The organism is Phocaeicola coprophilus DSM 18228 = JCM 13818 (assembly GCF_000157915.1).
Lineage (GTDB): Bacteria > Bacteroidota > Bacteroidia > Bacteroidales > Bacteroidaceae > Phocaeicola > Phocaeicola coprophilus.
Genome location: NZ_EQ973632.1, coordinates 468,233 through 479,149, shown reverse-complemented (window position 1 = coordinate 479,149; position 10,917 = coordinate 468,233). Strand labels below are relative to the sequence as shown.

General features: G+C 47.5%; 9 protein-coding genes and 1 tRNA gene. 4 read left to right on the top strand and 6 right to left on the bottom strand.

The annotated features are described in order from the left end of the window. Positions 1-33 precede the first annotated feature (33 nt). The 5 genes from BACCOPRO_RS03670 to nadC all read right to left on the bottom strand — a co-directional run bounded on the left by BACCOPRO_RS03670 (position 34) and on the right by nadC (position 5,434). Positions 34-106: transfer RNA gene (locus BACCOPRO_RS03670), tRNA-Gly, on the bottom strand. 152 nt (positions 107-258) lie between these two features. Further along, positions 259-1,422, bottom strand: coding sequence for a carboxynorspermidine decarboxylase (gene nspC / locus BACCOPRO_RS03665; RefSeq protein ID WP_022278280.1), 1,164 nt, complete (start codon positions 1,420-1,422; stop codon positions 259-261). 47 nt (positions 1,423-1,469) lie between these two features. Next, entirely contained in the window at positions 1,470-3,851 is a 2,382-nt protein-coding gene (locus BACCOPRO_RS03660; RefSeq protein ID WP_008141032.1) for an ATP-dependent helicase, read from the bottom strand. A 12-nt stretch (positions 3,852-3,863) separates the two neighbouring features. Next, positions 3,864-4,469 (bottom strand): DUF4923 family protein, encoded by a 606-nt coding sequence (locus BACCOPRO_RS03655; RefSeq protein ID WP_022278278.1) that lies wholly within the window; start codon positions 4,467-4,469, stop codon positions 3,864-3,866. A gap of 110 nt (positions 4,470-4,579) precedes the next feature. Continuing rightward, entirely contained in the window at positions 4,580-5,434 is an 855-nt protein-coding gene (gene nadC, locus BACCOPRO_RS03650; protein ID WP_008141030.1) for a carboxylating nicotinate-nucleotide diphosphorylase, read from the bottom strand. A 98-nt stretch (positions 5,435-5,532) separates the two neighbouring features. Between nadC and rlmH the strand changes: the two genes are divergently transcribed. Next, positions 5,533-6,006: a 23S rRNA (pseudouridine(1915)-N(3))-methyltransferase RlmH gene (rlmH, locus tag BACCOPRO_RS03645; RefSeq protein WP_008141029.1), complete on the top strand. Its 474-nt coding sequence runs from the start codon at positions 5,533-5,535 to the stop codon at positions 6,004-6,006. 6 nt (positions 6,007-6,012) lie between these two features. Here the strand turns inward: rlmH and BACCOPRO_RS03640 are convergent, their stop codons facing one another. Next, positions 6,013-6,906 (bottom strand): glucosaminidase domain-containing protein, encoded by an 894-nt coding sequence (locus BACCOPRO_RS03640; protein WP_155819051.1) that lies wholly within the window; start codon positions 6,904-6,906, stop codon positions 6,013-6,015. A gap of 147 nt (positions 6,907-7,053) precedes the next feature. Between BACCOPRO_RS03640 and BACCOPRO_RS03635 the strand changes: the two genes are divergently transcribed. The 3 genes from BACCOPRO_RS03635 to mgtA form a co-directional block, all read left to right on the top strand. Next, positions 7,054-7,740, top strand: coding sequence for a response regulator transcription factor (locus BACCOPRO_RS03635; protein ID WP_008141027.1), 687 nt, complete (start codon positions 7,054-7,056; stop codon positions 7,738-7,740). Next, positions 7,737-9,104 (top strand): HAMP domain-containing sensor histidine kinase, encoded by a 1,368-nt coding sequence (locus tag BACCOPRO_RS03630; protein WP_008141025.1) that lies wholly within the window; start codon positions 7,737-7,739, stop codon positions 9,102-9,104. Before BACCOPRO_RS03635 ends, BACCOPRO_RS03630 begins: the two co-directional genes overlap by 4 nt. A 129-nt stretch (positions 9,105-9,233) precedes the next feature. Then, on the top strand, positions 9,234-10,917 hold a 1,684-nt coding region (gene mgtA, locus BACCOPRO_RS03625), incomplete at its 3' end, for a magnesium-translocating P-type ATPase (protein WP_008141024.1).

Sequence of the window (10,917 nt, the reverse complement as noted above, 5' to 3'; positions counted from 1 at the left end):
CTTTTCAGCCTTACGCTGCACTCGCTTTATTTGAGCGGAAAACGAGACTCGAACTCGCGACCCTAACCTTGGCAAGGTTATGCTCTACCAACTGAGCTATTTCCGCTTTTTCACTCACAACCGAGGTTGTTTTCCCGATTGCGAGTGCAAAGGTAGTTTCTTTTTTGAAATTACCAAAACCTGAGCACGTTTTTTTATCGACAAATTTTCATTTATTTTGTAAAGCTCTGATTCTCAAGATGCGTCCAAAACATAAATTTAGCACATTCTGTCACGATAATCTTCATATCTGAAGTTTCGGTAGATTTCCAGCTCTCCATCTTCATGAAGCAAAGCTACAGAAGGATGATGAATTCCATTAAACATATTTGTCTTGACCATGGTGTAATGAATCATATCTTCAAAGATAATCCGTTCTCCTATCTGTAATTCATGATCAAACTTCCAGCTGCCCATATAATCTCCGCTCAAACAGCTGTTACCACCCAGACGATAAATATGATCACCCGGAGAAGCCGTCTTCACTGCATCAGCAGGAAGAGTCTCTGCTCCCCGAACTGCAGGCTGATAAGGCATCTCCAGACAATCCGGCATGTGACAAGTAAAGCTAACGTCCAATATGGCTGTACGTATGCCACGATTTTCCACAATATCCACCACTGATGCCACCAAAGGACCGGTTTGCCAGGTAAAGGCTGATCCGGGCTCCAGAATAATCTGCAAATGCGGATACCGCTGTTTCAGGCCTTTCAATAAGCCAATCAGATGTTCCGTATCGTAATCCTTGCGAGTCATCAAGTGACCGCCTCCCAGATTCAACCATTTCAGTTGCGGGAACCAGCGTGAGAATTTTTCTTCAATATGCTGCAATGTACGTTCCAGTTCATATGAGCTCGATTCGCAATGACAGTGACAGTGAAATCCTTCAATTCCCTCTGGAAGGACATCCGGCAATTGATCTGCCATGACACCGAAACGAGTTCCGGGCGCACATGGATTATAAAGTTCCACTTCAACCTCCGAATATTCCGGATTTACACGAAGTCCACAGGATATGGGTTCAGAAGCAGCTGCTGCCATCGGATAAAAACGTTCAAACTGCGACAAAGAGTTAAAGGTGATGTGGCTGCAATACTTCAGGAAAGACGGGAAATTCTGCTCGGTATAAGCCGGCGAATAAGCATGTGCCCGACTTCCGAATTCTTCATAAGCCAACCGGGCTTCATATTCCGAACTGGCCGTTGTAAAACGGATATATTCACGGAATATCGGAAAAGATTTCCACATGGCAAATGCCTTAAATGCCAAGATAATCTCTACACCTGCCTGATCAGCAACCTGCTTGATCAAAGACAGATTCTTTCTGAGTAGCTTCTCTTCCATCACGTAACACGGGGAAGGAATACGAGTTACATCCATCATATGCTATCTGTTCTATTATTTTCCTAAAAACTTTTTTTATCAATTTCTTATCCTATCACTTTAAAACGGGCAAATTTCAACAGAAGCTGCTTGTTGCCCACATTACGGAAATGAACCGTAGCCTTGCAGTTATCTCCGGTTCCTTCCACGTTAATTACATCGCCGATTCCAAAGCGCTCATGTTCAATAACCTGTCCCACAGCCAGTCCCTGAACTGAAGAAGCCTGTCCTGCAGAAGAAGAAACAGCCGGAGTAATCTTACGCAAATTCCGCGGAGGAGCCGGTTTCACGAAACGGCGAGGCTCCTGTGGAATCTCTCCCCCATCAAACATAGACGGTCCGTTATCGGTAACCATGCGTTCCCGATATCCGTAATCACGCTCCATCCGAACGACAGGGCGCTGCGTATTTTCACGCCGGAAACGTTCTCCCCGCTCCTCTATCTGACGGGCCAGCATTTCTTCCTGCGGCATATTCAGATAACGACTGTCAATATCTTTCAGGAAACGGCTTGGAGTGCAGAATTCAGACTTTCCGTATTTAAACCGGGTTTTCGCATACGAAAGAAAACAATAATCCTCCGCACGGGTCAGAGCAACATAAAACAAACGCCGCTCTTCCTCCAGCTCTTTATAAGAGGAAGCAGCTGAAGCTCCCGGAAAAAGATTCTCTTCCAGCCCTACGACAAAGACATTCCGGAACTCAAGTCCCTTCGCTGAGTGAATGGTCATCAGAGTCACTTTAGGCAAATCCGCATCGCGGTCACTGTCCTGATCAGTCAGCAACGACACTTCTGAAAGATAATCCGACAGTAACCAATGCGTATTTCCTTCTTCCTGTCGCGTAGCACAAAAATCATGAATACCGTTCATCAGTTCTTCCACATTCTCCTGACGGCTCAGATTTTCCGGGGAACGGTCCTGTGTGATTTCCCGTCCGATACCAGACTGAAATACAATTTCTTTTCCCAGTTCAAAAGCATTTTTCTGAGGTACAGCCTCAACAAATCCGGCAATCAGTGCCCGGAATCCCTGCAATTTTGTATGCGCACCTTTATTTATATCAACGCCATAAGCCAGCGGTTCATTCACGACAGTCCACAAACTCACCTTATGCCGGTTTGCAGCATCCACCAGTTTATTCAATGTCGTATCTCCGATCCCTCTGGCCGGATAGTTTAATACCCGCTTGAATGCTTCCTCATCGTTCGGGTTAACAGCCAGACGGAAATAAGCGATAATATCCTTTATTTCCTTACGCTGATAGAACGACAAACCTCCATAAATACGGTAAGGGATGTTTTTCTTACGCAAGGTTTCCTCAAAAACACGGCTCTGCGCATTCGTACGATACAAAATGGCACAGTCACTGTAACCATAATGTTCACGGCTATGGAGCTGCATGATACGGTTTCCTACAATCTCCGCTTCCTCCAGATCACTGTAAGCACAAAAGACGGTAATCGGTTCCCCCGTCTCCTTTTCAGAAAAGACCTCTTTCCGGATCTGCTCCCGGTTCTTTGCAATCAGACTGTTCGCAGCTTTGACAATCGTTTGAGTGGAACGATAGTTCTGCTCCAGCTTAAACAAACGGGCCTCCCGGTAAAGATTGGTAAAATTCAGAATATTGTCTATATTGGCTCCGCGAAACGAATAAATGCTCTGTGCATCATCTCCCACCACACAGACACGGCGATGTTTACCCGTCAGCAGCTGTACAATACAATGCTGCGCATAGTTTGTATCCTGATACTCATCCACCAGCACATATTCGAAATGCGTTGCATATTTGTCGCAGATCTCCGGATGCGATTTGAACAACTGATAGGTATAAACCAGCAGATCATCAAAATCCATTGCATCGCTCTGACGGCACCGTTCCCAGTAACGGAGATAAATATCACGCAACTGAGGCATCTTGGCATCAGCATCTGCCCGATACAATTCCCCGCTGGCAGCATAAGCATCCGGCAAGATCAAATGGTTTTTAGCCTGACTGATACGGCTCTGTACCACTCCCGGCTTGTAAGTCTTGTCATCCAGCCCCATCTCACGAATAATGGACTTGACCAGACTTTTCGAGTCTGACGCATCATAGATAGTGAAATTGGATGAAAAACCTATCGCATCGGCTTCCGCACGAAGAATACGCGAAAAGATGGAATGAAAAGTCCCCATCCATAAATAACGCGCCAGATTCTCGCCCACCTGCCGCGCTATACGTTCTTTCATCTCACGGGCCGCCTTATTGGTAAATGTCAATGCCAAAATAGACCAGGGTTTATAGCCCTGGTCCAGTAAGTATGCGATCTTATAGGTCAGCACGCGTGTCTTTCCCGATCCGGCTCCAGCAATAACCAGAGAAGGACCGTCATTATAAAGCACAGCCGCACGCTGCCCTTCATTCAGTTCATCTAAATAATTCGCCATAAATTAGTCTTGCTATTGTTTTTCCAGCTCGAATCCCAGCATCAGCCCGTCATACTCCTTCAGCAATGCATTAGCCGTACTGACAGCGGAATTCGAGGATTGTTTGGAGACAACACCTCCGATTGTCTGCAACAGCGACATCAGCTTGTCGGCCTTGAAAAGCAGACTCATCTTGTTTGCCGCCAGTCCTTTTGACACTGTCATATTCAGTTTGATGCCCAAACGAGTTTTCAGCACCAGTTCCTTCGTGTCCGCATTGTAACTATACGTACCGCTCATGGAACGTCCCTGAATCGTGGAAGTATAGGTACTGTCTGCATTAAATACATAAGTGGCCCCATCCTTGAAACCTATCTTTTCGAGAATGCCACCCATCTGTTCCTCTACCTTCTTGGCTGCCAGTTCTCCGCCTGCCGTTGCCAGGAAATTATCACTTGAAAATTTACAGTCAGGACCTGCATACTTCCAGGTTCCTTCCAGAGAATTATTTCCCGTCACTTTATCACCCACAGCACTGGCTATTCCGGTAATGATTGATTTCCAATCCTGTGCATGCAGGTTAACTGTAAAAACAGACAGGACCACAGTCATCCAAATCCATGTAAATCTTTTAACCATATCTTTTCCTCCTCGTTTTAAAACATTACCTACCTTTAGATACAAAGGCATGCAGCTGTCACCAACAAGCCACAGCTTCCATGCCTCTGTCTGATTTTTTTTCAAAAGGATCAACAAGCCTTGAAACTCATATCCAGGCCTTTCACTGAATGAGTCAGTGCACCTACAGATATGAAGTCAACGCCACACTCCGCGTAATCACGCAAGGTATCAAAAGTAATACCGCCGGATGATTCTGTTTCATAACGTCCGGCCACCATTTCCACAGCCTTACGCGTATTTTCCGGAGTAAAGTTGTCAAGCATGATCCGGTCAACACCGCCCAGATCAAGCACCTGCTGAAGTTCATCGAAATTTCTTACCTCGATCTCAATCTTCAGGTCTTTTCCTTTTTCCCGACAGTATTCCTTGGCACGAGTAATCGCCTTGTCAATACCTCCGGCAAAGTCCACATGATTGTCTTTCAGCAAAATCATATCAAACAATCCGATGCGATGATTTACACCACCACCGATCTTGACAGCCATTTTCTCAAGGATACGCATGCCCGGAGTAGTCTTACGGGTATCCAGCACACGGGTCTTGGTACCTTCCAGACGCTTTACATAACGGTTGGTCATGGTTGCAATACCACTCATACGCTGCATGATGTTCAGCATCAGTCGTTCGGTCTGAAGCAATGACTGTACCTTACCTTCAACGATCATCGCTACATCTCCCGGCTTCACGTGAGCTCCGTCATGAATAAACACTTCTACCTTCATGGTCGGATCAAAACGATGGAAGACTTCCTTAGCCACTTCAATACCGGCCAGAATTCCTTCTTCCTTAATCAGCAGTTTCGACTTTCCCATTGCGTCTGCCGGAATACATGACAAGGTGGTGTGGTCACCATCACCGATATCTTCTGCGAAAGACAGATCTATCAGACGATCTATCAAATCCTTTACAATTTTCTCATCCATTGTTCTATTTCAGTTTTTAAGTATTTCTACCTTGCAAAGGTAGGGATTTTCAATATCTTTGCAAAAAGAACCCATTTAAAAACCGATAAAAAAGAAACATGAAATTTGCATTACTCGTCGTAGGACGCACCGTAGAGAAACATTACATCACCGCCATCAATGACTATGTGGAACGCATCAAGCATTATACTCCTTTTGACATGGAAGTCATTCCCGAACTGAAGAACACCAAGAGCCTGAGCATGGAACAGCAAAAGGAAAAAGAAGGCGAACTGATACTGAAAGCGCTGCAACCGGGTGACGTAGTGGTGCTGCTTGACGAACACGGCAAGGAGTTCCGCTCCATCGAATTTGCCGAATGGGCCGAAAAAAAGATGCATACCGTCAACAAACGGCTCGTTTTCATCATCGGAGGCCCTTACGGATTCTCAAAGGATATATATGCTGCCGCACAGGAAAAGATCTCTCTCTCGAAAATGACCTTCTCACATCAGATGATCCGCCTGATCTTTGTAGAACAGCTGTACCGCGCCATGAATATTCTGGCAGGCGGACCTTATCACCATGAATAAGGTCCTTTAGCGGAGCCGAAGAATATCCCCTACTTTCGGAGCCGGTGATTCCGGGTTCATCCGGTTCATCTTATACAGATTCTTCAGACGGATACCGAACTTCTGAGAAATGGAGTACATGGAGTCTCCGCTACGCACCACGTATACAATGTGATCCTTGTCGGCACGCTTTTTCTTTTCCTCAATGTAAATGATTTCGCCTCCCTTCAGTTCATAATCCTTGGGAAGTTCGTTGTATTTACGGAGTTTGCGGTGGCTGATGTCAAGTTCCTTACCCAGTGACTTGAAGGTATCTCCCTTACGGGCAATGACATACACCAGTTCATTGGCCAGATAAGGCTGATGAGGATTCGGATTCTCTTTTGCCCATTTCAGTCCGTCCTTGCGGTCGTATTTATCCAGATCATACAGTTCGATGATATCAATCAGCCGCTGTGCATAACGGGAATCCGTTGCATAGCCGGCCTTTTTCAGTCCGCGTGCCCATCCTTTATAATCCGTAATCTTCAGACGGAACAGGAAAGCATAACGTGCACCCGTACTCAAAAACTTGGAATGATCCCGGTAAGATTCGCGGGCATGCCGGTAGGCACGGAAACATTCGCGCGGAGCATCATCGTTATGACGCACTGTCCGCCCTTCCCAGGTGCTTCCACACTTAATGCCGAAATGGTTATTTGACTTCCGGGCCAGTTCACTTCTTCCGGCACCGGACTCCAGCAGCCCCTGAGCCAGTGTAATACTGGCCGGAATATGATAACGTTTCATTTCTTCAATGGCCACTTCCCGGTATTTTTCGATGTATTCTTCATAAGCCCGGTTACGGGTCTGTGCACCCAGCGTCATACCGGACAGCAGGCACAAGGCCAGCAGAATAGAATGTATATTCAGTCTTCTCATTGGTTTCATTTTCATGCTGCAAAGATAAGGGTTCGCAGGTATTCCCTCTCTCTGACAACCTACTTTTTTCGTTTTTTTAAAAGGTTATTTCTGTTTCCTTTTGAATGGAGAGCGTATCTTTGCGGACAAAACAACTCCGATCCATTTATGAATACCATTTTAATTATAGAAGATGAAGAACGGGTAGCCGGTCTGCTGAAAGCCGGTCTGGAAGAAAACGGCTATCAGACATGGGTGGCTTATGATGGAGCCATGGGGCTGCGCCTGTTCAAACAGCACACGTTTCAACTGGTTATCTCAGATGTCATCCTCCCTAAAATGGACGGATTTGAACTATGCAAGGAGATCCGGAAGATCAATCCTTCCGTACCCATCCTGATGCTGACCGCTCTCGGATCGACCGACGACAAGCTGGAAGGTTTCGATGCCGGAGCCGACGACTACATGGTCAAGCCTTTCGACTTCCGCGAACTGAATGCCCGCATCAAAGTCCTGCTCAAACGAAATACGGAACAAACTGCTCCGGAACCCGAGCAACTGACTTACGCCAACCTGCGGATCGATCTCCGACAACATGAGGTATTCCGCGGACAGACTCCGGTACGCTTGTCTCCCAAGGAATATAACCTGCTGGTATACATGACCCAGCACGCCGAACGGGTAATCAGCCGTATGGAAATTGCCGAGAATGTATGGAATACCCATTTCGATACCGGAACCAACTTCATTGATGTCTACATCAACTATCTCCGGAAGAAGATTGACCGTGATTTCGAACCCAAGCTCATTCACACCAAACCCGGAGTCGGGTTTATCTTTACAGATAAATTATGAAAATACGCACGACCCTCACCCTAAAATACACCGGAGTCACTGCTACCGTTTTTCTGATATGCATGATACTTATTTACTGGGTAAGCGAACGCACCCGGAGCAATACATTCTTCCACGATCTGAAGAGTGAAGCCATCACCAAAGCCCACCTGTTCCTGAACAACCGGGCAGATGCAGCTACCATGCAGTCCATCTACACCAACAACAAGCAATTCATCAATGAAGTGGAAGTGGCTGTTTATACCACAGACTTCCGGATGCTTTATCACGACGCGATACAAAATGACATTGTAAAAGAAAACCGGGAAATGATCCGGCAGATACTCCAGAAAAAGGAAATCGAACTCCACATCGGGAAATACCAGGGGATCGGAATGGTCTATCCGTTCAATGGCAAAGACTATATCGTCACCGCAGCAGCTTACGACGGATATGGTTATCAGAATCTGGAAGAACTTCAGAACACGTTGTGCCTGCTTTTCGTGGCAGGGCTTTCCATGCTTTTCGGAGCCGGATATCTGCTGGCACGGACTTCCCTGAAACCTATCCGCGACATTGTAAGCGAAGCGGAACGTATCACGGCTTCAGAAATCAGCCGGCGACTGCCCGTAAAGAACCGGAACGATGAACTGGGGGAACTCAGCACGACGTTCAATTCGCTGCTGGAACGGCTGGAAGTGTCGTTCAATGCACAAAAAATGTTCGTCAGCAACGTCTCACACGAAATGCGGACACCTCTGGCTGCACTGACCGCCGAACTGGATCTTGCCTTGCAGAAGGAAAGAACACCCGAACAGTACCGCGACACTCTGAACAATGCCCTGAGAGATGCCCACCGAATGGCCAAACTGACCGACGGCCTGTTGAACCTGGCCAAAGCGGACTACAGCAAAGAACGGATCAAAATGCAGGAAATCCGTCTTGACGAACTCCTGCTCGACGCACGTTCCGTCATCCTGAGAGCACACCCCAGCTATAAAGTGGAACTGATTTTCGAACAGGAATCCGACGACGACCGTCTGATTACGGTACGGGGAAATCTCTATCTGCTGACCATCGCTTTCTCCAACCTGATCGAGAACAACTGCAAGTATGCCGCCAACCAGTCATCAGTCGTACAGATTTCTTTCTGGAAAGAGTGGGCCGTGATCCGCCTGTCGGACAATGGAGTCGGTATGTCGGAAACGGAGAAACAGCATCTTTTCACCCTGTTCTACCGGGGTGAAAAGGAACATACCACCGAAGGACACGGCATCGGAATGGCTCTTGCACAAAAGATTATCCACCTGCACGACGGACGGATCAACGTGCATTCTGCCGAAGGAAAAGGCACGACCTTCATCGTCGAACTTCCTCACGTATAAATAGCATTCTAATGATTTTCTAATACCACTCTAATGGTCCTCTAACAGCCTGTCAGGAGGACTTCTGCTACTTTTGCAGCGCAAACGAGAAAAGAACTGATCGTATAACCTGTAAAAAAAGCAGAAACAATGAAGTGGAAAAACAGAAAACATCAGGCATCCATTGCCTTCGACAGCCAGAAAGTATTCTACACGGCAGGTATGGCTTCAAGAGCCGTCTTCACCCATCTTCAGACATCACCGCTCGGTCTGACTCCTCAGGAAGCAGAAAACCGACAGTCGGTCTACGGGAAAAACGAAGTCGTCCATGAAAAGAAAAAGAAACCTTTCACCACGTTCATCAAAGCTTTCATCAATCCGTTTATCGGAGTACTGACCATCCTCGTCATCATTTCCTTCGTGCTGGACGTACTCATGGCGGAACCCGGTGAGCAGGAATGGACTTCCATCATAGTTATTTCAACCATGGTGATATGCAGCGCGATTCTCCGCTTCCGTCAGGAATGGAAAGCCAGCGAATCAAGCGAAGCACTGCTCCGCATGGTGACCAACACCTGCCACGTGAAGCGTTCAGGCTGCCCCGACAGCGAAATCAGCATCACGGAACTGGTTCCGGGCGATGTCATTCTGCTGGCAGCCGGCGACATGATTCCGGCCGATGTCCGCATCATCGAAGCCAAAGACCTTTTTGTCAGCCAGTCGTCACTCACCGGAGAATCTGATCCCATCGAGAAACTTCCCGCCGCCACCCACACGGGAGGAAGCGTTGTCGACCTGGAAAACATCTGTTTCATGGGCTCAAACGTAGTAAGCGGTGCAGCCAAAGCCGTCGTCTTTGCCACAGGTAACGATACCTATCTGGGTACCATTGCCAAAAGCATTGCGGGGCACCGTGCAGCCACGGCCTTCGACAAAGGTATCAGCAAGGTGAGTTTCCTGCTCATCCGGTTCATGCTGGTCATGATTCCGTTCGTGTTCCTTATCAACGGAATTACCAAAGGTGACTGGCTCGAAGCATTTATCTTTGCCGTATCCGTAGCCGTGGGACTGACTCCGGAAATGCTGCCCATGATCGTCACCGCCAATCTGTCAAAAGGTGCCGTGACCATGGCCAAGAAGAAAACCATTGTCAAGGATCTGAACGCCATCCAGAACTTCGGAGCCATGAACATTCTCTGTACCGACAAGACCGGCACGCTTACCTGTGACCAGATCGTGCTCGAAAAATATATCCATGCAGACGGAAGCACGGATACCGGGAAGCGTATCCTGCGCCATGCTTACTTCAACAGTTTCTTCCAGACAGGACTGAAAAACCTGATGGACAAGGCCATCCTTTCGCACGTCAAAGAACTGGAGCTGGAATATCTGAAGGATGATTACCGCAAGATTGACGAAATTCCTTTCGATTTCACCCGCCGGAGAATGTCGGTCGTAGTGGAAGACAAGCAGGGAAAGCGGCAGATCATTACCAAAGGAGCTCTGGAAGAAATGCTGGAAATCTGTGCTTATGCCGAATATGACGGAGAAGTTCGCCCCATGACTCCCGAACTCAAGGAAAAATCCATCGAGACGGGCCGCCAGATGAATCTTCAGGGTATGCGGGTGCTGGCCGTAGCTCAGAGAAGTTATCCCGACAAGGAACACAGTTTTGCCATCGAAGACGAACACGACATGGTACTGATCGGGTTCCTGGCTTTTCTCGATCCCCCCAAACAGTCGGCAGCACAAGCCGTAAAGCAGTTGCATGAACACGGCGTAGAGGTCAAGGTGCTTTCCGGAGACAACGACGCCGTTGTACGGACCATCGCAC

Bases quoted from the DNA above. Each gene is read 5' to 3' on its own strand.
- nspC (WP_022278280.1), bottom strand. From the start codon at position 1,422: ATGATGGATGTAACTCGTATTCCTTCCCCGTGTTACGTGATGGAAGAG.
- BACCOPRO_RS03660 (WP_008141032.1), bottom strand. From the start codon at position 3,851: ATGGCGAATTATTTAGATGAACTGAATGAAGGGCAGCGTGCGGCTGTG.
- BACCOPRO_RS03655 (WP_022278278.1), bottom strand. From the start codon at position 4,469: ATGGTTAAAAGATTTACATGGATTTGGATGACTGTGGTCCTGTCTGTT.
- nadC (WP_008141030.1), bottom strand. From the start codon at position 5,434: ATGGATGAGAAAATTGTAAAGGATTTGATAGATCGTCTGATAGATCTG.
- rlmH (WP_008141029.1), top strand. From the start codon at position 5,533: ATGAAATTTGCATTACTCGTCGTAGGACGCACCGTAGAGAAACATTAC.
- BACCOPRO_RS03640 (WP_155819051.1), bottom strand. From the start codon at position 6,906: ATGAGAAGACTGAATATACATTCTATTCTGCTGGCCTTGTGCCTGCTG.
- BACCOPRO_RS03635 (WP_008141027.1), top strand. From the start codon at position 7,054: ATGAATACCATTTTAATTATAGAAGATGAAGAACGGGTAGCCGGTCTG.
- BACCOPRO_RS03630 (WP_008141025.1), top strand. From the start codon at position 7,737: ATGAAAATACGCACGACCCTCACCCTAAAATACACCGGAGTCACTGCT.